The following is a 25,014-nucleotide window of genomic DNA, read 5'->3' on the forward strand; positions in this document are numbered from 1 at the left end:
GAGGACGGCAAGACCCCGATGGCGGTCGGTGTCGATTTGCGCGGTGAATCCTATGGCCTGCTGATCGACCAGATCGGTGAGGTGCTGCGCCTGCCCGAGGCCGGCATGGAAGAGAACCCCGTCAACCTCGATCCCCGCATGGCCAAGCTCGCCGGCGGCGTTCACCGTCTCGACGGCCAGCTCATGGTCGTGCTCGACGTCGATCGCGTCCTCGATCTCGAAACCAAAGTGCAGATGGCAGCGTAAGCCAACGAAAACATCGAAGCCGGAGAACCAAAATGAAAACGTGTTTGGTGGTCGATGATTCCAGCGTCGTACGCAAGATCGCGCGCCGGATCCTGGAAGGCCTCGAGTTCGAGGTCACCGAGGCCGAGGACGGCTCGAAGGCGCTGGAGATCTGCCAGCGGCAGCTGCCCGATGCGGTGCTGCTCGACTGGAACATGCCGGTCATGGACGGCTTCGAGTTCATGGGCCACATGCGCCGCCTGCCCGGCGGCGACCAGCCGAAGGTGGTGTTCTGCACCACCGAGAACAACGTGGCTCATATCGCTCAGGCGCTCAGCGGCGGCGCCAACGAGTACATCATGAAGCCCTTCGACAAAGACATTATCGCCGACAAGTTCGCTGAAGTTGGTTTGATCCCGGTCGGACAAGCCATGGTCTGAGTGTGTCTGGCCTAAAGTGTTTGGGCCAGAGTGTTCCAGTACAGCTTTCTGAGAGGCCATCCGTGACCCCGACCGAGTACGAGTATCTGCGTAAGTTTCTGAAGGATAATTCCGGTCTCGATCTGTCCGCAGACAAGCAATATCTGATCGAAAGCCGCCTGCTGCCGCTCGCCCGCAAGGCCGGGCTCTCCGGCATCGCCGAGCTCGTGCAGAAGCTGCAGGCCGGCTCGCGCCAGCTGATCACCGACGTGGTCGAAGCCATGACCACCAACGAGACCTTCTTCTTCCGCGACAAGGTCCCGTTCGATCATTTCCGCGACCACATCATGCCGGAGATCATCAAGGCCCGCGCCGGCAAGCGCAGCGTGCGGATCTGGTGCGCCGCGGGCTCGACCGGGCAGGAGCCCTATTCGCTGGCGATGTGCCTGAAGGAGATGGGTGCGGCCCTCACCGGCTGGCGCGTCGAGATCATCGCGACCGATCTGTCGCAGGAGGTGCTGGAGAAGGCCAAGGCCGGCATCTACAGCCAGTTCGAGGTGCAGCGCGGCCTGCCGATCCAGATGCTGGTGAAGTATTTCAAGCAGACCGGCGAGACCTGGCAGATCAATCCCGAATTGCGGGCGATGATCCAGCACCGGCAGCTCAACCTGCTGCACGATTTTGCCCAGCTCGGGACGTTCGACGTCATCTTCTGTCGCAACGTGCTGATCTATTTCGACCAGGACACCAAGATCAACATCTTCAACCGCCTGGCGCGCCAGATCGAGCCCGACGGCTTCCTGGTGCTTGGCGCGGCGGAAACCGTGGTCGGATTGACCGATACGTTCCGGCCGATTCCGGACCGGCGCGGCCTCTACAAGCCGAACGATCCGCGTGCGGCGGCTGCCAAGCCGGCTCTCGCCGGCGCGGCGCCGCGCATCGCGGTGATGGCAGGACGATAGGCATGGCCGAGGATGGCAAGGGCGCCGAACGCGTGACGTTCAGCCGCGGCTATGATGTCTGCATCATGGCCATCGACGGCACCTGGCGTCGCGACTGCAAGCTCAACGCCATTTCCGACACCGATGCCATCCTGACGGTCGAAGGCTCGATCCAGGGGTTGAACCTGAAGGAGTTCTTCCTGCTGCTGTCGTCGACCGGCCTTGCCTACCGCCGCTGCGAGCTGGTGCGGGTCAACGGCGCCGAAATGGACATCCAGTTCCTGCGCGGCAAGAACCGCAAGAAGCGCGGCGCATCCGGCGGTCACGACGCGGCAGCCTGACCCGCACGCGGCGCGGCCCTGCGCTTTCCGCCACGTTGCTTTATATTTGCTGAAACATCCGAACGAATTTGCCGCAGTGGCTTTACGTCGCCTAAGCGCGCGCCGTGTATCCATTGCCTGTCTCAATCTCAGGATCCGGCAATGCCCAGAAGTTCCCTCTCCCCCGTCACATCGAACCTGCCCGACGTCGCCGAGCGGCGTGCGCTTCAGCTCCTGGTCGTCGATGACGACGCCACGCAGCGCAGCCTGATCACCGTCGCCGCCAAGCAGGCCGGCCACGAGGTCACCGTGGCGCCGTCGGTGGCGGAGGCGATCGAAAAGCTCCGCGCCGCGCGCTTCGACTGCGTGACGCTGGATCTCGTGCTGGAGGACGGCGACGGCATCGACGTGCTGCGCGAGATGGCCGAGGCGAAGTTCGCCGGTGCGGTGATCGTCATCAGCGGCATGGACGGCAAGCGCCGCAGCGCCGCCCGCAGCTTCGCCCGTTCGGTCGGGATCGAGCTCCAGAGCCTGCCCAAGCCGCTCGACCTCGCGGCCCTGCGCATCAGCCTCGCCAATCTCGGCAAGACCGCGATGGGCCTGCCGGCGATCCACACCTGGGGTGGTGTCGCGACCGACGCGATCGTGGAGCGGCACCGCGCCTGAAGCATGATCCGGAAAAGTGCGACGCGGTTTTCCGGAAAGATCATGCGTAAACAACAACCTAAAGCGCGACGACGATCCATCCAAATCTCACCGCGCTTTAGGCTGCGGAGCTGTCATGCAGAGGGTCGCGGCAGGCAGCGCGCGGTTGCGGCTTACGCGGGATTGTCCGATTCCGACAGTTGCTGCAGGGCGTGATCGAGCTCGGCCCGGCAGGCGTTGAGGGCGGCGCCTGCCGTGGCAAAACGCGGCGTGACGTCGTCGAGCACGAAGATCTTGTTGGAACCCGCGGTAGCGCTGTCGTCCTCCGGCTCCATGTCGTCCGCGGTCATGGCCGCGTCGATCAGACGCATACTGAGGTCGATGCGCGCGATCAGAGAGCGAAGTTCAGCTGCGATCAACTGACGGCTGTCGGCGTCAGCCATCGCGGCGAGCGGGGGTGTGCCTGCGTAATTTAGCATGGATATTCTCCGTCTCCCGCAATAAGGCACCTCCCCGCTACTTGTGCGTTAAGTCCATGTCCCGTACAAATACGGGTGGGCCGAATCCGCGCCGAACGCCATAACGGGAGGGCGCGGACGCGAGTCCTTCATGCCAACTGGATGTGGCACATGGCCGAACAAAGCTCTCGCGGTGAAATCTTCGTAGTCGACGACGACCCTGCCGTTCGCGACACCTTGTCGATGGTGCTCAAGGCGGCGGGCTATGAGGTGATCTGTTTTGCGGACGGTGCAGCGCTGCTGTCCGTTGCGCGAAACCGCACACCGGCTGCGATCCTGCTCGACGTGCACATTCCCGGAAAGTCGGGTCTCGACATTCTGAAGGAGCTGCACGGCGAGGATTATCCTGCGCCGATCTTCATGATCTCCGGGCAGGGCGACATCACGATGGCGGTGAGCGCCATCAAGAACGGCGCGCTCGACTTCATCGAGAAGCCGTTCCGCGGCAGCGAGATCGTCGGCCGGCTCGACGAGGCGATCGGCGCCTATGCGCGCCGGCAGGCAGAGAACGCGTCGCCGAAATTCGGCTCGCTGCATTTCCCCGGCCGCGAGCCGTTGACGCGCAGGGAGCGCGAGGTGCTCGAGCAGTTCGCCTCCGGTGCCTCCAACAAGGAGGCCGGCCGCACTCTCGGCATCAGCCCGCGCACCATCGAGGACCACCGCGCCAACATCATGAAGAAGCTCGGTGCGCGCAATGCCGCCGACCTGATCCGCATCGTGATGACTGCGGCCCAGCGCGCGTCGTAAAATGGTCTCGTGCCCCGGACGCGGTGCATCATGAAATGATGCGCCGCTGAGCCGGGGGCCCATTTCTTCAACTCCACGGCTGACAGCTCTGGGTCCCGGCTCTGCGTCGCAGCGTTTACACGCTGCGCCTTGTTCGGGACACGAGATCGCGGCTCACCCGTTCAGCGCCTTGCGGATGATCCGCGCCAGATCCGACTTGCGATAGGGCTTTGCCAGCAGCAGGACGCCGTAATCCAGCCGGCCGTGATGGATGATCGCGTTCTCGGTATAGCCTGACGTGTAGACCACCTTGAGATCGGGGCGAGTCTTCATCAGCTCGTCGGCGAGCTGCCGCCCGTTCATCTTGCCGGGCATGATGACGTCGGTGAACAGCAGGTCGAACGGCTTTCCGGCGGCGACGATTGCGAGCGCCTCCGCGGCGTTCGCAGCCTGCAGGGTGACGTAGCCCAGCGAATGCAGTTGCGCGAGCACGTAGTCGCGCACCAGCCGATCATCCTCGACCACCAGGATCGTCTCGTGTCCACCCTCGATCGTCGCGGGCGTCACGCCGTCGCCGACCGCCGTCGCGGTCTTGCCCGGCGGCAGATACATCTTGATCGTGGTGCCGTGGCCTTCCTCGCTGTAGATCTTGATGTGGCCGGCGGACTGCTTGATGAAGCCGTAGACCATGGATAGCCCGAGCCCGGTGCCCTTGCCCGGTCCCTTCGAGGTGAAGAAGGGGTCGAACACCCGCGCCAGCATGTGGGATGGAATGCCGGTGCCGGTATCGCTCACGGCGATCAGCACGTAGTGGCCGGGCCTGATATCGTTGACGCTGGCATAGACCTCGTCGAGATAGGCGGTGCCCGTCTCGACGATCAGCTTGCCGCCGCCGGGCATGGCATCGCGGGCATTGAGCGCGAGGTTGAGGATCGCGGTGGTGAGCTGGTTGGGATCGACGATCGCGACGCAGCTCTCGTCCTCGAACACCGATTCGATCTGGATCTGCTCGCCCAGCGTCGGCCGCAGCAGCTTTGCAGTGTCGATGATCAGCGAGTTGATGTCGATCTCGCGTGGCTGCAGCGGCTGCTTGCGCGCAAACGCGAGCAGGTGCTGGGTCAGCTCGGCGCCGCGTCCGGCCGCCTCGTCGATCATCCGGGTGATCGCTGCGAGCTCGGGTTCCTTGGCCACGGCGTCGCCGAGGATTTCGATCGTCCCGGTGATCACGGTGAGGATGTTGTTGAAGTCGTGCGCCACGCCGCCGGTGAGCTGGCCGACGGCCTCCATCTTCTCGGCGTGGCGGATGCGCTCCTCGGAGGCGATCTTGTCGGTGAGGTCGCGGTAGAAGACGTTGAACAGGATGCCTTCGCGACGCTTCAGCGCCGTGACGCTCAGCTCGGCCCTGAAGTCCTTGCCGTCGCGGCGGCAGCACATCAGCTCGCGGCGGCGGTTGAGTATCTGGCCGTCCCTGGAATCGAGGAAGCGCGCGAGGCCTTCCCTGACCCTGTCACGCTCACCGGGCGCGACGATGAGGTCGATTGAACTGCGGCCCAGCGCTTCGTCGCGGCGCCAGCCGAACAGCTCTTCGGCCCGCGAGCTCCAGTTCAGGATGATGCTGCGCTCGTCGGTCTGGACGAAGGCGTCGAGCGCAGTCTCGACAATGTTGCGCGCGAGCTGCTCGCTGTCGCGCAGGGATTCTTCCGCGAGCCTCGCCTCGATCATGTCGCGCCCGACGAAGAAGAAGCGCTTGGCCTGGTCGGACCAGTTGCCGAGCCAGGACAGCCAGACCTCACGCCTGTCCTTGTGGAAGCAGCGGGTGTCGGCGAGCTTCGGGTGCTCGCCGCGCCTGAGCGCGCGCATGTCCTCGCGGGATCGTTCGAGATGCGAGGGATGGACGAAATCCGCGCCGCTGCGACCGATCATCTCGTCGGGCCGGTAGCCGAGAATGGCCTCGCAGCTCGGGCTGATCTGCACGATATGGCCCCGCGAGTTCATGATCATGATCAGGTCCTGCGAGGCGTCGAAAAGCTGTCGCCGCTCCTCGAGCTGCTGCTGCAGCGCCCGCTCGGTTCGTCGCGCGTCAGTGAGGCGGCGCGCCGAGCCGGAGGCGCCGATGATCTCGCCCGACGGCCCCCTGATCGGCGAAAGGCTCACCGAGATCTCCACCGGCGTGCCGTCCTTGCGCAGGCGCACGGTCTCGAAATGCTCGATCCGCTCGCCCCGCGCGATCCGCCGCAGATAGTCCTTGCCCTCCTCGCGACGATCAGGCGGCAACAGGATCGAGGTCGGCTGTCCGACCGCTTCCCCGGCCGAATAGCCGTAGAGGCGTTCGGCCGCAGCGTTCCAGCCGATGATGTTGCCTTCGAGCGTCTGCATGACGATCGAATCGTCGGAGGATTGCACCGCCGCGCTGAACAGGCGCTCGCGCACGGCGAGGTCGTCGCGGGCAGCCTCGGTACGCCGCCGCTCCTCGATCTCATGTTCCAGCGCCGATGTCTTTGCCTTCGTCTCCTCGACCATGCGGGCAAAGGCGCGCGCCAGCATTCCCGTCTCGCCCGACGCGTCGATCGGAATCTCCGCAGGCTTGCCGTGCCCGATCGCCTCGACCGCGGCGGTGAGCCGCCCGATCGGCCGGGTCAGGGATCGGGCCAGCAGCACGGCCAGCACGGCGGCGACCAGCACCGCGACGAGGCCGATCGTGAGGGTTGTCTGTCCGATGGCGACGGCCGGCGCCATGAACGAGGCGTTGGGGACGACGCGGATGATGCCGACCCACTGGTCCTCGGCCAGGATCGCGGGCGCGATCGCCGAGCCGCCCGGCTTGCCATCGCTGCCCGGCACGACCTGGCTGGCGCTCTGCGTCGATCCGGTAAGCTTCGCGAAATAGGGGAAGTCATTCTGCCAACGGGTCGGCGTCCCCAATTGCGTGCCGAACTCGCGGGTGCGATCCGGATTCACGAGATAGTCGCCGTTGCGGCCGACGACATAGACCTGCTCGCCCGGCCGGATCGATATGCGAATGCGGTCGAACACCTGACGCATATCGACATTGATGATGGCGATCCCGAACAGGCGCTGACCGGGCCCGAACAGCGGCGCCGCGACGCGCAATGTCGGAACATGGGGCATCTGGATGACGCCATCGTCCATGTTCAGGTCGACCGGCGAGACGTAGACTTGGCCTTCGGACAGCTTGATCGCTTCCTGGAAGAAGAAGCGCTCCTCCTTGTGTTGCAATTGATCGTCGGGAACGGCCAGCACCGATCCGTTCGGGCCGGAACGGTCGACGCGCAGATACTCGGCGCCGTCGGTGCCGATGATGCGGTATTTCGCGTAGGCCGGGTTGGCGCCGACATCGGCGACGAGGCGCGTCAGCAGGCGGTCGCGCCAGGTCTTTTCGGAGAGGTGATCGACCGGATCGACCCCGCCGTTGAAATGGGCATCGATCATGCCTCGCGCCGCGGCGCGGGAGCGGAACGTCGCGACGTCGGCGCGCGCGCCGTTCGCATGGGCCTCGAGCTGGGAGACGAGCAGCCGCGAATGGCTTTCGATGCGGTCGAGCACGCGCGGCAGCAGGGCCCGTTCCAGGCTGTAATGGCTCAGCCAGCCGACCGCAGCGACCGCAGCCGCGACCAGCAGAATCATTGCGATGGCCAGCCGGGTCGCGAGGGTCATGTCGGCCTTCGTGCCGCGTCGCGCACGGTCCCCAATGTCCTGTGACTGCGCCCCATGGATGGCTCTGTCATCGGCGGCCGGAGCCGGTACCGGATTGCTGCGTGGATGATGACGGCGCCGGTTTCAGGCAACCGTCGACCGCGGCGAGGAGCGCATCGGGTCGGAACGGCTTTTGAAGGCTCGCCACCGCGCCGAGCTTGGTCGCCATTTTCAGGAAATCCGGCTCCGCATAGGCCTCCGGCGTGATCGAGCGCCCGGAAATGACGATGATTGGGATGGCCGGGGCCAGCGCCCGGATGTGGCGCATGGTCTCCAGCCCGTCCATGCCGGGCATGAAGATGTCGAGAAACAGCAGGTCGAACGGGCTGGCCTCGAACAGTGCAAGTCCCTTGTGGCCATCGCCGGCGACGGTGACGTGATGGCCGGCTCTTTCCAGAAGCAGCCGGATCGTGATCTGCACGGCCGGGTCGTCATCCACGATCAGGATGTTGGCCACGTCTGAAATCCTCCTGATCGCATGGGACGTTCCAGCGACCTCAAATCAAAGCAACAAATGCGAAATTGTTGCGCGGATTCTGTCCGGGCCGCAAGCGCCTCGCGTTTGCCGGGATTGCCTTTCCTGGCGCGCCGGGAGGCAATGCCTTTGCACATCATACGCACTCTTGCGTGCATATGAGTTAGAGCTTTGGTTCCGAATGCCGTAACCCATTTCAGTAACAGGAGATATTGTTCCCGCCGTAGTTGTACGGGGCCGGGGCCTTCATTATGGATTAAAGGCCGTGGACTACAATCTCCGATAGTTTCCGTATCCGTATTTCGCGCATTTCATTTTCGCATTCTGGCAACCGACGAAGCCGTCCCCCCAACCGGCATCAACACGAGACCTCTCATGTTCAAATCGATCGCGAACACCGGAATTCGCACCCGGCTGCTCGGCGGCTTTGCATTGATCTGCATTCTGCTCGCGGCGACCGTGATCTACACCGTTGCCGCCGTCTCCGACATTTCGTCGCGGATCAGGGCGGTCGTGGACCAGCGGGCGCCGGTCGCGATCGCGAGCACGGAGCTCGTCGGCAATCTCTATTCCACGCTTTCGACGTTGCGCGGCTATCTGCTGACGGGCGATGCGCAGGGTAAGCGCGACCGGGCCGCAGTCTGGGCCGAGCTGGACCGCACGGCCGCCGCAGTCGACCGCATGGCGGAGGGCTTTTCCAATCCGCAGAACAAGTCCAATTGGAGTGAAGCCAAAGCGCTGATGGCGGAATTCCGCCAGGCCCAGGACAAGGCCGAGCTCGCCGCCTTCACCCCGTCGGCCTATCCGGCGAGCGAGCTGCTGGCGAAAGAGGCCGCGCCGCTGATCGCGACCATGTTCGCCGAGATCACCGCGATGATCGACGAGGAGGAGACGCTGGAGGCGACGCCGCAGCGCAAGCGCCTGCTCAAGACCTTTGCCGACGTACGCGGCAATCTTGCTGCCGCGGGATCGCAATTGCGCCTGTACGTGGCCTCGGGCGAGGCCGCCGATCGAGACAAGTTCGAAAAGCCGTTGGCGACCTTCAGGGCCGCGCTCGCATCGGTCGGCACCCAGGCGGATCTGCTCACCGAACGGCAGGCGACCGCCTACCGGGCCATCGTCAAGGCGAACGAGGCATTTACCCCGCTGCCGCAGAAGATCTTCGCGATCCGCCAGACGCCGCAATGGAACATGCCGGTCTTCATCCTGTCCACCGAGGCCGCACCGCGCGCGGCCCGCATCCTCGATCTGCTCGACGGTCGCAAGGACGCCGATGGCAAGCGCTCCGGCGGTCTCAAGAGCGACCAGCAGTCGAAGCTAGCCGAGGATGCGCGTAACGTCGCCGACGCGGTCGAGAGATTGCTGCTGCTGCAATGGATCCTGCTCGCAGCGGGGCTTGCGCTCGCCACAGTGATCGCGATCCTGGTCGCGCGCTCCATCACCCGTCCGATCGTCGAGCTGGTGGGCGATTCAGCGCGCCTGTCCGGCGGCGACACCAGTGTCGAGTTCAGGACGGCCGAGCGCGGCGACGAGATCGGCGTGGTCTCGCAGGCGGTGGCCAAATTCCGCGACAATGTGATCGCCCAGCAGCAGGCGGCGGCGTCTCTCGCGCGCGAAGCGGAAGCGCGCGAAGCGGCCAACCGCAACATGGAGGACGCGGTCGAGGACTTTCGCGCGACCTCGCGCGATCTGCTCGCGCTGGTCGGCGAGAATGCGGGCACCATGCGGCAGACCGCGGAGAGCCTCGGCGGCATCGCCAACCACGCGACGAGCCAGGCTGCGTCCGCAGCGACCGCCTCCGAACAGACCGCGGTCAACGTCCAGACCGTCGCCGCGGCGGCGGAGCAGCTCGCGAGCTCCATCGTCGAGATCGGCCGGCAGATCGAACTGTCCAACAAGACCGTGCGCTCCGCGGGCGAGGTGACCGCGCGCTCGGAGAGCGAGATCGAGGGTCTCGCGCAGGCCGCACAGAGCATCAGCTCGGTGGTCGATTTGATCCAGGCGATCGCGGCCCAGACCAACCTGCTGGCGCTCAACGCCACCATCGAGGCGGCGCGCGCCGGCGAGGCCGGTCGCGGCTTTGCCGTGGTCGCGTCCGAGGTCAAGGCGCTGGCTGACCAGACCCGCAATGCGACGCAGGAGATCGCCCAGCACATTGCCGCGATCCAGAATTCGACCGGCAGCGCAGTCGCCTCCGTCAAGGAGGTCGCAACCGCCATGCGCCGGATCGACGAGGTGACCGCGGCGATCGCCAGCGCCGTCGAGGAGCAGGGCGCGGCGACGCGGGAGATCTCGCAGAACGTCCAAATGGCGGCGTCGGGAACGCAGACGCTGGCGAGCAGCATCGGCACCGTCTCCGGCGCCATCGCGGAAACCAACCGCTCGGCCGATGACGTCTTGGGGGCCGCGAACCACGTTTCGGGAGCGGCCGAACGCCTCGCCACCGAGGTCCAGGCCTTCTTCGTCAGGCTGCGCACTGGTCCGATGGACCGCCGCGATGGCGATGATGCCGATTATCGCGGGCCGGAACGTCGTAGCGTCCGCGATGTGGCCTGATCAATCCGTCAGGTACTCCGGATGGTGGCTCCGGATCTTGTCGAGCTCGCTGAGCGTGCCCGACAGATGCTTGCGCAGATGCTGTTGCGCGGCATCGGGATCTGTCGCCTCGATCGCACGCGTGATCAGCCTGTGGTGGCGCACGATGTTCTGGGCCTTGCCGGGTGAGGGCAGATGCAGCCGGCGCAGCCGGTCGATATGCCCGCTGCGGCTGCGCACCAGCGCCCACAGATCCTGCTTGCCGGCCGCCGCATAGAGTTGGGCGTGGAAGTCGTTGTCGCCGGCCATGAAGGCCTCGAAGTCGCCCGCTTTGGCGAATTGCTGCTGGAGTGCGATGGCGTGGTCGAGGCGGATGATCAGGGCGTCGTCATGCGTCTCCGCGAGCAGCCGGACGATCTCCAGTTCCAGTGCCTGGCGCAGGAAATGCGCCTGCTGGGCGCGGCTGATGTCGATCCGGCTGACCACGGTCGCGTGCTGCGGAAAAACGTCGACCAGGCCCTCTTCCTCGAGCCGCATCAGGGCATCGCGCACCGGGGTCGAGCTGATTCCGAACTGGCTGGCGAGCTCGGCGCGCGACAGCGGCGCGCCCGGCGGCAGCTCCAGGGCGATGATCGCATTGCGCAGCCGCTCGAACACCTGCGGCGCGGCCTGGCGGGCGCGGTCGAGCCGGGCGGGTCGTGACGCCGCGCGCGGCGCGGTATGGGCTGCTTCCATGTCGGGTCCCAGCGGGCTTGCCTTTGATGCACTAATATATTAGTGCATCAGCAGGGTCAACGCAGCGCGACGCGCACCCGGAGGAAACACACAACAATGATCAAGCATCTTCGCAGCAAGCTTGCGGCCGCCGTCCTGGCCGCCAGCGCCCTTTCTGCGCCCGCGGCGCAGGCTCAGCAGAAATCCGAGATCGCGCTGTCGCGCCAGCCCGGCATTTTCTACATGCCGAGCCACATCATGGAGAAGCTGAAGCTGATCGAGAAGCACGCAGCTTCGCTCGGCGTAGCGGGTGTGACCACCAAATGGATCACCTTCTCCGGCGGCGGCGCGCAGACCGACGCGCTGCTCGCCGGCGGCGTCGACATCCTCAACACCGGCACCGGCAATCTTCTCCTGCTGTGGGACCGCACCCGCGGCGGCGTGAAGGGCATCGTCGCGACCTCGGCGCAGCCGATGACGCTGATCAGCCGCGACGCCAACATCAAGTCGATCAAGGATTTTGGCCCGAGCGACAAGATCGCGGTGCCGACGGTGAAGGTCTCGACCCAGGCGATCGTGCTGCAGATCGCGGCCGCCGAAGCCTTCGGTGCCGACCAATGGTCGAAGCTGGATGCCAACACCGTGCAGCTCGGTCACCCCGATGCCTATGCGGCGCTCGCCAATCCCAAGCACGAGGTGCACAACCATTTCTCGATCCCGCCCTTCACGTTCCTGGAATTGAAGAACGTGCCGGGCGCGCATGTCGTGCTGAGCTCGCCTGACGTGATGGGCGGTCCGCTCAGCCAGGCGCAGTTCTTCACCACGACCAAATTCGCCGACGCCAATCCGAAGATTATCCAGGCCGTGCGCGATGCCACCAAGGAGGCGCAGGATCTGATCCGCAGCGACACGAAGCAGGCCGTCGATATCTACAAGGAGATCACCGGCGACAAGACCTCGGTGGAGGAGCTGCTCGATCTCCTCAAGGAGCCCGGCATGATGGAGTGGAATCTCGAGCCGCAGGGCACGATGAAATTCGCCGCCCATCTCTACAAGACCGGCACGCTGAAGAACCAGCCCAAGGCCTGGACCGACTATTATCTCCCCGTCGCGCACGACCTGAAGGGCAACTGATGGCACTGCTCGACGTCAGCGGGGTGACGCTGCGCTACAAGACCTCCAGCGCCGTCGTCACCGCCACGGAAAGAGTCTCCTTCACCGTCGACAAGTCCGACCGCTTCGTGCTGCTGGGGCCGTCCGGCTGTGGCAAGTCCACTTTGCTCAAGGCTGTCGGCGGCTATATGAGCCCGAGCGAGGGCCGCATGACCATCGGCGATCGCGAGATCCACGGCCCCGGCGCGGATCGCATGATGATCTTCCAGGAGTTCGACCAGCTCCTGCCCTGGAAGAGCGTACTCGCCAACGTCATGTTTCCGCTGCTCACCGCGCGAAAACTGTCGCGCAGGGACGCCGAGGCGAAGGCGCGGGCCTATATCGAGAAGGTCGGTCTCACCCGCGTGGTCGATGCCTATCCGCACACGCTGTCCGGCGGCATGAAGCAGCGCGTCGCGATCGCGCGCGGCATGGCGATGGAGCCGGACATTTTGCTGATGGACGAGCCGTTCGCCGCGCTCGACGCGCTGACGCGCCGGACCTGCCAGGACGAGCTGCTCCAGCTCTGGAGCGAGACCAAATTCACCGTGCTGTTCGTGACCCATTCGATCGCGGAAGCGATCCGCATCGGCAACCGCATCCTGCTGCTGTCGCCGCATCCGGGCCGGGTCAAAGCCGAGGTGGTCGACGTCGACAAGGTCTCGAACGAAGACGGCAGCGCCGGCCGGCTGGAGAAGGAGATCCACGATCTCCTGTTCGCCGGCGAAGCCACCGCGCATTGAGGGAGCCTGTCATGGGCGAAGCGAGAATATTGCTGCGTGACGCGCCGGTCGCCGCCGCCACCGGTGCGAGCGAGGTCGAGCGCAAGCTCAGCGTGGCCGAGCTGCTCTGGAACGACGGATTTGTCCGCAAGACCGTCATCATCCTGTTCCTTGCGGCGGTATGGGAAGCCTACGGCGTCACGCTCGACAATCCGCTGCTGTTTCCGACGCTGCACGACACGATCGCCACGCTCTACGATCGCACCAGGGACGGCACCATTCCGATGCGGGCCTGGACCTCGTTGAAGGTTCTGTTCATGGGCTATTCGGCCGGCATCGTGCTGGCCGCGATCTTCACGATCCTCGCGATCTCGACCCGGATCGGCACCGACTTCCTGGAGACGGTCACGGCGATGTTCAACCCGCTGCCGGCGATTGCGCTGTTGCCGTTGGCGTTGATCTGGTTCGGGCTCGGCAATGGCAGCCTCGTCTTCGTGCTGATCCATTCGGTGCTGTGGCCGGTCGCACTCAACACCCATTCCGGCTTCAAGAGCGTGTCCAACACGTTGCGCATGGTTGGCCGCAATTACGGCCTGCGCGGGCTGCCTTACGTGGCCAAGATCCTGATCCCCGCCGCCTTCGGCTCGATCCTCACCGGCCTCAAGATTGGCTGGGCCTTCGCCTGGCGCACGCTGATCGCGGCCGAGCTGGTGTTCGGCGTGTCCTCGGGCCAGGGCGGGCTCGGCTGGTTCATCTTCGAGAACCGCAACCTCCTCGACATACCTGCGGTCTTCGCAGGCCTCTTGACGGTGATCATCATCGGGCTCTTTGTCGAGAACCTGATCTTCCGCGCCATCGAGCGGAACACCGTGCAGAAATGGGGCACCCAATCATGACCAAGAAGAAAATTACCCCCGACCAGCTTCGCAGCGCGCGCTGGTTCGCGCCCGACGATCTCCGCTCGTTCGGCCACCGCTCCCGCACCATGCAGATGGGCTACGCACCCGAGGAGTGGAAGGACCGGCCGATCATCGCGATCCTCAACACCTGGTCGGACGCGCAGCCCTGCCACATGCATTTCAAGTCGCGGGTCGATGACGTCAAGCGCGGCATCCTGATGGCCGGCGGCCTGCCGCTGGAATTGCCGGCGCTGTCGCTGTCGGAATCGCTGCTGAAGCCGACGACAATGCTCTATCGCAACCTGCTGGCGATGGACGCCGAGGAGCTTCTGCGCAGCCATCCTGTCGACGGCGTGGTGCTGATGGGCGGCTGCGACAAGACCACGCCGGCGTTGCTGTTGGGCGCCACTTCGATGAACATCCCGGCGATCTACCTGCCGGCTGGTCCCATGCTGCGCGGCAACTGGAAAGGCAAGACGCTCGGCTCCGGCTCCGACGGCTGGAAATACTGGGACGAACGCCGCGCCGGGAAAATCTCCGAGAAGGACTGGCTCGACATCGAGGCCGGCATCGCCCGCAGCTATGGCACCTGCATGACCATGGGCACGGCCTCGACCATGACCGCGATCGCGGAGGCCATCGGCATGACGCTGCCGGGCGCCTCCTCGATCCCTGCCGCCGACGCCAACCACATCCGCATGGCCTCTGAATGCGGCCGCCGCATCGTCGAGATGGTGTGGGAGGACCTGACGCCGAAGGTGATCCAGAGCCGCAAGGCGTTCGAGAACGCCATTGCTGTGGCGATGGCAATGGGCTGCTCCACGAATGCGATCATCCATCTGATCGCGCAGGCCCGCCGCGCCGGCCAGGACATCGGCCTCGACGATTTCGAGATCGCCAGCCGCAAGGTGCCCGTGATCGCCAACGTCCGGCCGAGCGGCGATGCCTATCTCATGGAAGACTTCTTCTATGCCGGCGGCCTGCCGGCGCTAATGGGCCAGATCAAGCCGCATCTGCATCTCGATTGCATCACCGTCACCGGAAAGACTCTCGGCGAGAACATCGAGGGCGCCGAGGTTCACAACGACGACGTGATCCGCGGCATCGACAATCCCATCTACAAGGAAGGCGCCCTCGCGGTGCTCAAGGGCAATCTCGCGCCCGACGGCTGCGTCATAAAACCCTCCGCCTGCGCGCCGCGCTTCCTCAAGCACACCGGGCCGGCGCTGGTGTTCGACGATTATCCCTCGATGAAGACGGCGGTCGACGATCCCAATCTCGATGTCACCGAAGATCACATCCTGATCCTGCGCAATGCGGGGCCGCAGGGCGGTCCGGGCATGCCGGAATGGGGCATGCTGCCGATCCCGACAAAACTCGTGAAGCAGGGCGTGCGCGACATGGTGCGTATCTCGGACGCACGCATGAGCGGCACCAGCTACGGCGCCTGCATCCTGCACGTCTCGCCGGAATCCTACATCGGCGGCCCGCTGGCGCTGGTGCAGAACGGCGACCGCATCACGCTGGACGTTGCCGCACGCACGATCAATCTCGACGTTCCCGAAGCCGAGCTCGCCAAGCGCCGGGCCGCCTGGAAGCAGCCCGAGCGCCGCTTCGAGCGCGGCTATGGCTGGATGTTCACAAAACACATCAAGCAGGCCAATGACGGCTGCGACTTCGACTTCCTCGAGACCGATTTCGGCGCGCCGATCGGCGAGCCGTCTATCTACTAAATTCACCGTCGTTCCGGGGCGCGAAGCGAACCCGGAACCTCGAGATTCCGGGTTCACTCGCTAGCGCGAGTGCCCCGGAATGACGAACGAGAGAGAAAGCGCCAATGACAAAACTCAGCGAAGCCACCCGCAACAAGCTCAAATCCGTCTCCACCGCCACGGTCGCCACCGCCTTGTTCAAGCGCGGCCTGCGCATCCAGATGATCCAGGATGTGCATCCGCTTGGCGCAGACCAGCCGACAATGGTCGGCGAGGCCTTCACACTGCGCTACATGCCGGCGCGTGAGGACCTCAACACCATCGACGTCTTCAAGGACCGCTCCCATCCGCAGCGCAAGGCGGTCGAGGATTGCCCGCCGGGCGCCGTGCTGGTGATGGACAGCCGCAAGGATGCGCGCGCGGCCTCGGCCGGTGCGATCCTGGTGACGCGTCTGATGAAGCGCGGCGTTGCCGGCGTCGTCACCGACGGCGGCTTTCGCGATTCGGCCGAGATCGCAAAGCTCGGCATTCCCGCCTATCACCACCGTCCGAGTGCTCCAACCAATCTCACGCTGCATCAGGCCATCGAGATCAACGTCCCCATCGGCTGCGGCGACGCGCCGGTGTTTCCCGGAGACGTCATCCTCGGCGATGCCGACGGAGTCATCGTGATCCCCGCGCATCTCGCAGACGAGATCGCCAGCGAAACTTTTGAGATGACCGCGTTCGAAGACTTCGTCACCGAGGAAGTCGGCAAGGGCCGCGGCATTTTTGGTCTCTATCCCGCGACCGATCCGCAAACGCTCACCGATTTTGCGGCATGGCGGAAGAAGAACGGCCGCTAGGTCAAGTCTGCATCACGTCAAGAAACAGGCCGGCCGCATCAAGCGCCGGCCTTTTATCAAGCAGGGAGGACTTTTATGAATTTCACGCGACGTAACCTCATGGCCGGCGCCGGCGCGGCGGCGGCTTCGACGCTTCTTGCCCGCGCCGCCGGCGCCCAGTCGTTCGCGTTCACGCCCAACCAGCGCTACCCGGATCCGGCCGTCCAGATCCTCGATCCGAGCTTTGGAAAATACCGGCTCTATTCGTCGACGGTCGAGCAGGTCGCGACCGGCATGCGCTGGGCCGAAGGCCCCGCCTATTTCCCCGAAGGCGGCTATCTCCTGTTCTCGGACATCCCCAACAACCGGATCATGAAGTTCGACGAGAAGACCGGACAGACCAGCGTGTTCCGCGCCAATGCCAATTATGCCAACGGCAATGCGCGCGATCGCCAGGGCCGCCTCGTCACATGCGAGCACTCCGTCACCCGCCGCATCACCCGCACCGAGAAGGACGGCAAGATCACCGTGCTCGCCGACAAGTTCGAGGGCAAGCGGCTGAACGCGCCGAACGACATCGTGGTGAAGTCGGACGACAGCATCTGGTTCACCGATCCCTTGTTCGGCATCAACGGCGAGTGGGAAGGCAAGAAGGAAAAGGCGGAGCAGGCCACCACCAACGTCTATCGCATCGCCAAGGACGGCAAGATCAGTGCGGTGCTCACCGACCTCGTCAATCCGAACGGCCTCGCCTTCTCGCCCGACGAGAAGAAGCTCTACATCGTCGAGTGGAAGGGCACGCCCAACCGCAGCATCTGGAGCTACAATGTCGGCGACGACGGTGCCCTAAGCGGCAAGACCAAGCTGATCGACGCAGCCGACCAGGGCTCGCTCGACGGCTTTCGCGTCGACCGCGACGGCAATCTCTGGTGCGGCTGGGGCTCCAACGGCGCATTGCAAGCCGAGCCGACTGATGTCGGCGGCCGCCGGGTGTTTACGCTCAGGGGCAAGTCGGAGGACCTCGACGGCGTGATGGTCTTCAATCCCGAAGGCAAGCCGCTCGCCTTCATCAAACTGCCCGAACGCTGCGCCAATCTCTGCTTCGGTGGGCCGAAGAATAATCGGCTCTATATGGCGAGCAGCCATTCGGTCTACGCGCTGTATGTCGAGGCGCACGGGGCGGTGTGAGGCGAGTAGTCCTAGGAGTGTTAGGCGAAATCTCGCCGAACACTCAGCTGCCGTAGGGTGGGCAAAGCGAAGCGTGCCCACCGCTCTCGTCACATCGTTGAAGGATGGTGGGCACGGCGCGATGCGCCTTTGCCCACCCTACAGGGCTTGCTTGTGGGGCGATAACTCGCCCTACAACCCCACTGTCGTCCCGGCCTTCGCCGGGACGACGGCGGTGGGTGTGGCTACACCCCGGCCTCCGCCATTCCCGCCGCCCACAGCGCGAACGCGTAGACGATCGCGACTTCATCGAGACGGTCGAACCGGCCCGATGCGCCGCCATGGCCGGCGCCCATGTTGGTGCGCAGGAGAACCGGGCCGCCGCCGCGCATGGTGGCGCGCAGGCGTGCGATCCATTTGGCGGGCTCCCAATAGGTGACGCGCGGGTCGGTCAGGCCGCCCATCGCCAGGATCGCCGGATACTCCTTCGCCGCGACATTGTCGTAGGGCGAGTACGACAGGATGGTGCGAAAATCCTTCTCGCTCTCGATCGGATTGCCCCATTCCGGCCATTCCGGCGGCGTCAGCGGCAGCGTGTCGTCGAGCATGGTGTTGAGCACGTCAACGAACGGCACTTCCGCGACGATGCCGGCGAGCAATTCGCCGGCGCGGTTGGCGACCGCGCCCATCAGCATGCCGCCGGCCGAGCCGCCATGGCCGACGATGCGCTTTGCGCTCGTATATTTCGCATCGATCAGCGCGCGGGCGCTGGCTGAGAAGTCGTCGAACGAGTTCGTCTTCTTCTCGCGCTTGCCGTCGAGATACCAGCCCCAGCCCTTGTCGGCGCCGCCGCGGATATGGGCGATGGCGTAGACGAAGCCGCGGTCGACCAGCGACAGGCGGTTGGCGTTGAACGAGGCCGGCATCGCCATGCCATAGGAACCGTAGCCGTAGAGCAGCAGCGGCGCCGCTCCGTCGAGCTTCAGCCCGCGGCGATAGAGGATCGAGACCGGCACCTCGGCGCCATCTAGCGCCTTCGCCATGATGCGCGTGGTGACGTAGTCGGCAACGTTATGGCCTGACGGAATCTCCTGCCGCTTGCGCAGGGTGCGCGTGCGCTTGACCATGTCGTAGTCGTAGACTTCCGACGGCGTCGTCATCGACGAATAGGCAAAGCGCAAATTCGTCGTGTCGAATTCGTAGGAGCCCATCGTGTCCAGCGAATAGGCGGCCTCGTCGAAAGCGATGGCGTGCTCGCCCCCGCCAGCGAGATCGCGGATCACGATCGACGGCAGCGCGTTGGCGCGCTCCAGCCGCACCAGGTGGCCGGCATAGAGATCGAGGTCGATGATGTAGATGCCCGGCCGATACGGGATCAGATCGCGCCAGTTCTTGCGCTCGGGCGAGCCAAGCGGCGCGGTGACGATCTTGAAGTCGATGGCATCATCGGCATTGGTGAGGATAAACAGCTCGTCGCCGCGGTCGGCCAGCGAATATTGCACGCCTTCCTCGCGCGCCGCGACCAGGCGCGGCGGCGCCTCGGGGTTGGCGAGATCGATCAGCCGCTGCTCGCTTGTCTCGTGATCGCCGCCCGCGATCACGCAGAAGCGGCCGCTGGTGCTCTCATGCAGATGGGTGAACCAGCCGGAATCCTGCTCCTCATAGACCAGCGCGTCATCGGCCTGCTTGGTGCCGAGCCTGTGCCGCCACACCTGCATCGGGCGGTGATTGTCGTCGAGCTTCACATAGAAGAAGCTTTTGCAATCCGCACTCCAGACCACGCCGCCGTCGGTCTCCTCGACGAGATCGTCGAGATCCTTGCCGCTTCCCCAGTCGCGGACGCGGATGGAAAAATATTCCGAGCCCTTGGTATCCGCGCTCCAGGCCTGCAGCTTGTGATCATAGGAATGCCGGCTGCCGCCGAACTTGAAATATTTGTGGTCCTTGGCGAGTGCGTCGCCGTCGAGCACGATGTGTTCGTTGCCGCCGTCGCGCGGCATGCGTCCGAACAACTCGTGCTGCCCGCCTTCGCGGAACCTGCGGAAATAGGCGAACGGCCCGTCTGGCGACGGCACGCTGGAATCATCCTCCTTGATCCGTCCGCGCATCTCGCCGACCAGCGTCTTCTGCAGCGACGCGGTATGGCCGAGCAGGCTCTCGGTGTACACGTTCTCCTCGTCCAGATATTTGCGGATGTCAGGGTCGAGCACTTTGGGGTCGCGCAGCACCTCCTGCCATTTGTCGTCCTTAAGCCAGGCATAGTCGTCGGTCACGGTGATGCCGTGCCGGGTGAATGAATGCGGCTGGCGCGGGGCGACGGGGGGCTTCGAAGGCGTCTTGGCTTGTGTCACTCGGTCCTCGTTCAACTACGTGTCGCGGCGTTGCTGCTCTTCGCCTCTCCCCGCAAGCGGGGAGAGGGGGGAAGGAAGGGGTTCGCCGCGTTCCCTTATATCGTCCTGATTCCGCGAATTGCCAGCGTGCCTGCGCCAAGTCGCCGGGTTGTTGACCGGCCCCTTGTATGCTTTAGGCTCCATATCCCGCCGCCGGTCCAGCCTGATGCTGTTCAATTCCTACCCGTTCATCCTGCTGTTCCTGCCGGTCGCACTAGCCGGCTATTTCTGGCTTGGGCGGCGCAGCAATTTCACGCCCGTGATCTGGCTGGCGCTGGCTTCGATCACCTTCTATGCGATCGGCAGCTGGCAGTTCGTCGCCCTGCTGCTGATCTCGATCGCCTTCAACTACGGCGTCGGTCACCTCCTCATCGTGGCGAAGCTCGGCCCCATGCCGCGAAAGGCCGTGCTTGCCCTCGGTGTCGCCGGCGATCTCCTCGTGCTCGGCATCTTCAAATATGCGGGCTTTGCGACCGAGAACATCAACGCTTTGCTCGGCACGCATCTTGCGGTCCACATCCTGCTGCCGGTCGGCATCTCCTTCTACACCTTCACGCAGATCGCGTTCCTCGTGGATGCGTATCGCGGCCGGGTCGCGGCCTATGCGTTGCCGCATTACGCGCTGTTCGTGACCTACTTCCCGCATCTGATCGCAGGGCCGATCCTCCACCACAAGGACATGATCCCGCAATTCGAGCGGGAGGAGTCCAAGCATCCGCATGCGCATCTGATCCTGTGCGGCATCATCATCTTCGCGATCGGCCTGTTCAAGAAGACCTGCCTTGCCGACGGCATCCAGCCCCTGGTCGCGCTCGCGTTCGAGGCGCGCTCGCCGAGCTTCGACCAGGCCTGGCTCGGTGCGCTCGCCTACACGTTCCAGCTCTATTTCGACTTCTCCGGCTATTCCGACATGGCGATCGGCATATCGCTGATGTTTGGCATCTTCCTGCCCGTCAACTTCAACTCGCCCTACAAGGCTTTCAGCATCGTCGAGTTCTGGCGGCGCTGGCACATGACGCTGTCGCAGTTCCTGCGCGACTATCTCTACATCCCGCTCGGCGGCAACCGCAGGGGCCGCGTGCTGCGCTACGTCAATCTGATGATCACGATGCTGCTCGGCGGGCTCTGGCACGGCGCGGCCTGGACTTTTGTCGTGTGGGGCGCGCTGCACGGCGCCTATCTCTGCGTCAACCACGCCTTCAACGCGCTGGTGCCGAGCGTTCCGGCGTTGCTTGCGCGTCCGGTCCGTATCGCCGGCGCCGTGCTGACGTTTCTTGCCGTCGTCATCGCCTGGGTGTTCTTCCGCGCCGAGAGCGTTGCCTGGGCGCTGCGGGTTCTGCATGCGATGGCTGATCCCGCAAATATCGTCTGCGGCCGCGAGGAGATCGCGGCTCTGGTGCAGGTCATGGTCTATGCCGCGCTGGTGTGGCTGGCGCCGAACACGCAAGACATCATGGGCTACGATCACGGCGATCGCCGGGTCGGCGAAGCCTTGCTGGCAGGGCGCATGCGGCCACTGGCTCTCTATGCGGCGTCGCTGGTGCTCGCGTTCGGGGTCCTGGGCATCCAGAGCCACAGCGAATTCATCTATTTCCGGTTCTGATGCGCGCATCCTTCACCAGCCTGAAGCGTCTTCTTCTCGCCAGCGTGGTGTGCCTGCTGGGCGCAGCAGTGCTCACCTACGTCGTCGATCCCCTGCAACTGTTTCGTCCCTCGCGTCTCATGGCGGCGTTCTACTCCGACGACACGCGCGTGCAGAATGCCGGACTGATCCGCAGCCAGTCGTTCGACACCGCCTTCATGGGCACCTCGCTCGCGATCCATTTCCGCCAGAGCGACATCGATCGCGCGCTCGGCGTCCGCTCGCTCAAGCTGGCGATGACCGGCTCCAATTCGCGCCAGCAGGCCTTCGTGCTGGAGCAGGCGATCGACCGCGGTGCGCGGCGCGTGATCTGGGCGATGGACGATTTCAGCTTCGTCGATGCCGCCGATATCGAGGCCGATCCCTATCTGTCCGTCGATCTCTATCGCGGAACGGCCAGGGGGATTGCGTCCTATGTCTTCAGCGCGGCGATGGCCAAGGAATCGCTGTTCACGGTGATGCGGTCTGTCCCGCCGCTGCGGGAGCCGCTGACCCGAGCGGCGCCTTATCTTCCCGTCAAGTTCGCGCTGGATGATGTCGACGACATCTACGCGCTGCCGCGGAATTTCGACATTGCGCGAGACTACAATGCAACGAAGACGCTCGCCGCCTTCGCCTACATCACCGCTCCCGCGCGCAGCCGTTTCCTCGGCGAGGGCTATGGTTATGAGGCCATGGTCCGGCATTTCGAGCACGATGCCGCAGGTCTCATCACGCGCCATCCGGACGTGACCTTCGACGTCTATTTCCCGCCCTATTCGATCCTGCAATTCGTCGCCATGCGCGATGCCTCACCGGAGACGCTGAAGATCGTCACTGATCTCACGGCGCACATCGCGCAGCGATTGACGCAGCTTCCGAACGTGCGCCTGCACGATTTCCGCGCGATCAAGGCGGTGACCCACGATCTCGATAATTACAGCGACGTCATCCACCATTCGCCGGTGGTGGACGCCATGGTGCTGAAGTGGCTGGCAAGCGGGGAATATCGCGTCGATCCGAAGACGCCGCTAGCGTCGCTGAATGAGCTGAAGAAGCAGGTGGAAGCGTATCGTGTACGGCGATTGCCGTAGCCCAACACTCCGCTGTCGTCCCGGCGAAGGCCGGGACCCATAACCCCAGGGAGGAATTTGGCGAAGACTCGCAGTGAAACGGCTGGTACTGGCACCGCGCCTTATCGATAGATCACGCGGTATGGGTCCCGGCCTTCGCCGGGACGACACCTTTGTGTTGGGCCGAGCTTACGCCGCCACCTCTTCACCGAGATACGACACCGCCGCTTCCAGCCCGCCCTTGCCGTGCGGGATCTTCAGCGCGTTCAGCGCGATCTCGACAACTCCCAGCGTGCCGAGGAGCATCGGCGCATTGACGTGACCCATATGGGCGATGCGGAAGGCTTGTCCCGAGAGATCGCCGATGCCGGTGCCGAGCACGACGCCGCACTTGTCCTTGCAATAGCGCTGCAGCACCGCGGGATCATGGCCGTTGTTCATGGTCACCGTGGTCACGGTGTTGGAGCGCTCGCTGGCTTCGGCGACATTGAAGCCGAGCACCTGGCCTTCCGACCATGCGGAGACCGCGCGGCGCGCGGCTTCGCCGAGCAGGCTGTGGCGGCGGAAGGCGTTTTCAAGCCCTTCCTCGTGCAGCATGTCGATTGCCTTACGCAGCGCGAACAACAGATGCACCGGCGCGGTGCCGGCATATTTGCGATAATTCTCGGTGCCCTCGCGCTCGCTCCAGCTCCAATAGGGCGTCGACATGTTCGCCTTCTTGTGCACCTCGAGCGCGCGCGCGTTGGCGGAGACGAAGCCGAGGCCGGGCGGCGTCATCAGGCCCTTCTGCGAGCCGGACATCGCGACGTCCACGCCCCATTTGTCCATCTCGAACGGCATGCAGCCGAGCGAGGCCACGGTGTCGACCATGTAGAGCGCGGGATGGCCGCTCGCCTTGATCGCCTTGCCGATCGCCTCGATGTCGTTCTGCACGCCCGAGGCCGTATCGACCTGGACGACGACGACGGCCTTGATCTTGTGCTCCTTGTCGCGGCGCAGGCGTTCCTCGACCTCGTGCGGCCGCACGGCGCGGCGCCAGTCGCCCTTGAGCACCTCGACCTCGGCGCCCATCAGGGCGGCCGCGTTGCCCCAGCCGATCGCGAAGCGGCCGCTCTCCAGCACCAGCACCTTGTCGCCGCGCGACAGCACGTTGCTCAGTGCGGCCTCCCAGGCGCCGTGACCGTTGGCGATGTAGATGTAGGACTTGCCCTTGGTCGCGAACAGTTTCGAGATGTCGCTGAGCAGGCTCTCGGTCAGGTCGAGCATCTCCTTGGAGTAGATGTCGATCGCCGGACGGTGCATCGCCCGCAGCACCTCGTCGGGCATCGTGGTGGGCCCGGGGATGGCCAGAAATTCCCGGCCCGCGCGAACGGTCATTGCTGTCGGTCCTTGTTGCTTGAGAACAGGATTGTGGGTTGCTGAATCTCACTTTTACGCGGCGCTGGAAGCCAAGAAAAGCGCTTAAAACGCAGGTCTGGCGTCGGTTATCGCCTCGTCTCGCGACAGCCTGCCGCCTCCGCCTCCTCGACCGAGCAGAACCAGCGGGTGCCCTTGCTGATCTTCATCTTGATCTGGGTGTACCAGCGGCTGGTCGGCTGGTGATAGATGCACTCGCCGGCGGTGTTGACGTTGCCCTTGATGGTGCAGTCGGGCGAGGGCGCGACCGGCCCCGAGGCCGAAGCGAGCAGCACGGAATGCGCCCCCTCCGGCGGCTTGGTGGCGCCCAGGATGGCGGTCTTCTTGTTGCGCACGCGCCAGTCCCAGGGCGCGATGAAGGCGCCCTGCCACATGCCGGCTTTTGCCTCGCGCGCGGCAGCTTCGTCCGCATCGTAGTCGTGCGAGATGCGGGTGTAGGCCAGCGCCCAGCCGTTGCGCACCAGCCATTTCTGGATGTCCTCGCCGCCGACCTCGCAGCGCGCCACGGTGCGGCCGCGCCGGTCGATCGCGCGGGTGTGGCAGACCCAGTTCTTGCCCTCGGTGTATTTGGCGAGTTCCTCGCGCGCGGCCACGCCGCAGGTCCAGCGCTCGCTCTTGGTGTTGAGACAGAGCTGGTCGGACGATGGCGCGTCGATGCCACCGAGCCGGATCCGCGTGTTGCCGATCACGACGGAATCGCCGTCGCGGACCTTTGCCGTGCCGGTGATGTCGGCGGCCTGGGCAAGCGACGGGGCGAGCAAGGCCAGCGCAATCAGGAATTTTCGCAACATGCCGGTCCGGGTGTT

General features: G+C 64.7%; 22 protein-coding genes. 15 read left to right on the forward strand and 7 right to left on the reverse strand.

Annotated elements, in window-relative coordinates; translation table 11 throughout:
- The 5 genes from JQ603_RS34795 to JQ603_RS34815 form a co-directional block, all read left to right on the forward strand.
- On the forward strand, positions 1-246 hold a 246-nt coding region (locus tag JQ603_RS34795; RefSeq protein WP_200948581.1), incomplete at its 5' end, for a chemotaxis protein CheW.
- 32 nt (positions 247-278) lie between these two features.
- Complete coding sequence (locus JQ603_RS34800) at positions 279-665, forward strand: response regulator (protein WP_018321619.1); 387 nt, start codon at positions 279-281, stop codon at positions 663-665.
- A 62-nt stretch (positions 666-727) separates the two neighbouring features.
- Complete coding sequence (locus JQ603_RS34805) at positions 728-1,606, forward strand: CheR family methyltransferase (protein ID WP_212347118.1); 879 nt, start codon at positions 728-730, stop codon at positions 1,604-1,606.
- 2 nt (positions 1,607-1,608) lie between these two features.
- Positions 1,609-1,926 (forward strand): PilZ domain-containing protein, encoded by a 318-nt coding sequence (locus JQ603_RS34810; RefSeq protein WP_212347121.1) that lies wholly within the window; start codon positions 1,609-1,611, stop codon positions 1,924-1,926.
- 141 nt (positions 1,927-2,067) lie between these two features.
- Positions 2,068-2,571, forward strand: a complete 504-nt coding sequence (locus JQ603_RS34815) for a response regulator (protein WP_018645938.1) — start codon at positions 2,068-2,070, stop codon at positions 2,569-2,571.
- A gap of 152 nt (positions 2,572-2,723) precedes the next feature.
- Here the strand turns inward: JQ603_RS34815 and JQ603_RS34820 are convergent, their stop codons facing one another.
- Positions 2,724-3,029, reverse strand: coding sequence for a hypothetical protein (locus JQ603_RS34820; protein ID WP_212347124.1), 306 nt, complete (start codon positions 3,027-3,029; stop codon positions 2,724-2,726).
- A gap of 150 nt (positions 3,030-3,179) precedes the next feature.
- On the opposite strand from JQ603_RS34820, the gene JQ603_RS34825 reads away from it, so the two are divergent.
- On the forward strand, positions 3,180-3,815 hold the full coding sequence (locus JQ603_RS34825; protein ID WP_020608024.1) for a response regulator transcription factor: 636 nt from the start codon (positions 3,180-3,182) through the stop codon (positions 3,813-3,815).
- A gap of 153 nt (positions 3,816-3,968) precedes the next feature.
- Here the strand turns inward: JQ603_RS34825 and JQ603_RS34830 are convergent, their stop codons facing one another.
- Positions 3,969-7,469, reverse strand: a complete 3,501-nt coding sequence (locus JQ603_RS34830; protein ID WP_212347127.1) for a PAS domain S-box protein — start codon at positions 7,467-7,469, stop codon at positions 3,969-3,971.
- 67 nt (positions 7,470-7,536) lie between these two features.
- Positions 7,537-7,965, reverse strand: coding sequence for a response regulator (locus JQ603_RS34835; RefSeq protein ID WP_212347130.1), 429 nt, complete (start codon positions 7,963-7,965; stop codon positions 7,537-7,539).
- A gap of 393 nt (positions 7,966-8,358) precedes the next feature.
- Between JQ603_RS34835 and JQ603_RS34840 the strand changes: the two genes are divergently transcribed.
- Positions 8,359-10,539, forward strand: a complete 2,181-nt coding sequence (locus JQ603_RS34840; RefSeq protein WP_212347133.1) for a HAMP domain-containing methyl-accepting chemotaxis protein — start codon at positions 8,359-8,361, stop codon at positions 10,537-10,539.
- On the opposite strand, the gene JQ603_RS34845 is transcribed toward JQ603_RS34840, so the two are convergent.
- On the reverse strand, positions 10,540-11,253 hold the full coding sequence (locus tag JQ603_RS34845) for a GntR family transcriptional regulator (RefSeq protein WP_212347136.1): 714 nt from the start codon (positions 11,251-11,253) through the stop codon (positions 10,540-10,542).
- A gap of 96 nt (positions 11,254-11,349) precedes the next feature.
- Between JQ603_RS34845 and JQ603_RS34850 the strand changes: the two genes are divergently transcribed.
- The 6 genes from JQ603_RS34850 to JQ603_RS34875 all read left to right on the forward strand — a co-directional run bounded on the left by JQ603_RS34850 (position 11,350) and on the right by JQ603_RS34875 (position 17,729).
- Positions 11,350-12,366, forward strand: a complete 1,017-nt coding sequence (locus JQ603_RS34850) for an ABC transporter substrate-binding protein (RefSeq protein WP_212347139.1) — start codon at positions 11,350-11,352, stop codon at positions 12,364-12,366.
- Complete coding sequence (locus JQ603_RS34855) at positions 12,366-13,127, forward strand: ABC transporter ATP-binding protein (protein ID WP_212347142.1); 762 nt, start codon at positions 12,366-12,368, stop codon at positions 13,125-13,127. Before JQ603_RS34850 ends, JQ603_RS34855 begins: the two co-directional genes overlap by 1 nt.
- 11 nt (positions 13,128-13,138) lie before the next feature.
- On the forward strand, positions 13,139-14,002 hold the full coding sequence (locus tag JQ603_RS34860) for an ABC transporter permease (RefSeq protein ID WP_212347145.1): 864 nt from the start codon (positions 13,139-13,141) through the stop codon (positions 14,000-14,002).
- Positions 13,999-15,738, forward strand: a complete 1,740-nt coding sequence (gene araD / locus JQ603_RS34865; RefSeq protein WP_212347148.1) for an L-arabinonate dehydratase — start codon at positions 13,999-14,001, stop codon at positions 15,736-15,738. Before JQ603_RS34860 ends, araD begins: the two co-directional genes overlap by 4 nt.
- A gap of 104 nt (positions 15,739-15,842) precedes the next feature.
- The gene (locus JQ603_RS34870) at positions 15,843-16,562 is read left to right on the forward strand and encodes a ribonuclease activity regulator RraA (protein ID WP_212031075.1); all 720 of its coding nucleotides are present in this window, start codon (positions 15,843-15,845) and stop codon (positions 16,560-16,562) included.
- Positions 16,563-16,637: 75 nt separating this feature from the next.
- Entirely contained in the window at positions 16,638-17,729 is a 1,092-nt protein-coding gene (locus JQ603_RS34875) for an SMP-30/gluconolactonase/LRE family protein (RefSeq protein ID WP_212347151.1), read from the forward strand.
- 224 nt (positions 17,730-17,953) lie between these two features.
- On the opposite strand, the gene JQ603_RS34880 is transcribed toward JQ603_RS34875, so the two are convergent.
- On the reverse strand, positions 17,954-20,059 hold the full coding sequence (locus JQ603_RS34880) for a S9 family peptidase (protein WP_212347154.1): 2,106 nt from the start codon (positions 20,057-20,059) through the stop codon (positions 17,954-17,956).
- Between the two features lie 205 nt (positions 20,060-20,264).
- Between JQ603_RS34880 and JQ603_RS34885 the strand changes: the two genes are divergently transcribed.
- Positions 20,265-21,701: an MBOAT family O-acyltransferase gene (locus JQ603_RS34885; protein ID WP_212347157.1), complete on the forward strand. Its 1,437-nt coding sequence runs from the start codon at positions 20,265-20,267 to the stop codon at positions 21,699-21,701.
- Entirely contained in the window at positions 21,701-22,813 is a 1,113-nt protein-coding gene (locus JQ603_RS34890; RefSeq protein ID WP_212347160.1) for a hypothetical protein, read from the forward strand. The genes JQ603_RS34885 and JQ603_RS34890 overlap by 1 nt, the downstream gene beginning before the upstream one ends.
- Positions 22,814-22,981: 168 nt before the next feature.
- On the opposite strand, the gene JQ603_RS34895 is transcribed toward JQ603_RS34890, so the two are convergent.
- Positions 22,982-24,169, reverse strand: coding sequence for a pyridoxal-phosphate-dependent aminotransferase family protein (locus JQ603_RS34895; RefSeq protein ID WP_212347163.1), 1,188 nt, complete (start codon positions 24,167-24,169; stop codon positions 22,982-22,984).
- 107 nt (positions 24,170-24,276) lie between these two features.
- Entirely contained in the window at positions 24,277-24,999 is a 723-nt protein-coding gene (locus JQ603_RS34900) for a thermonuclease family protein (protein ID WP_212347166.1), read from the reverse strand.
- Positions 25,000-25,014 lie beyond the last annotated feature (15 nt).

Origin of the sequence: Bradyrhizobium liaoningense, assembly GCF_018130825.1 — a bacterium.
GTDB lineage: Bacteria > Pseudomonadota > Alphaproteobacteria > Rhizobiales > Xanthobacteraceae > Bradyrhizobium > Bradyrhizobium liaoningense_B.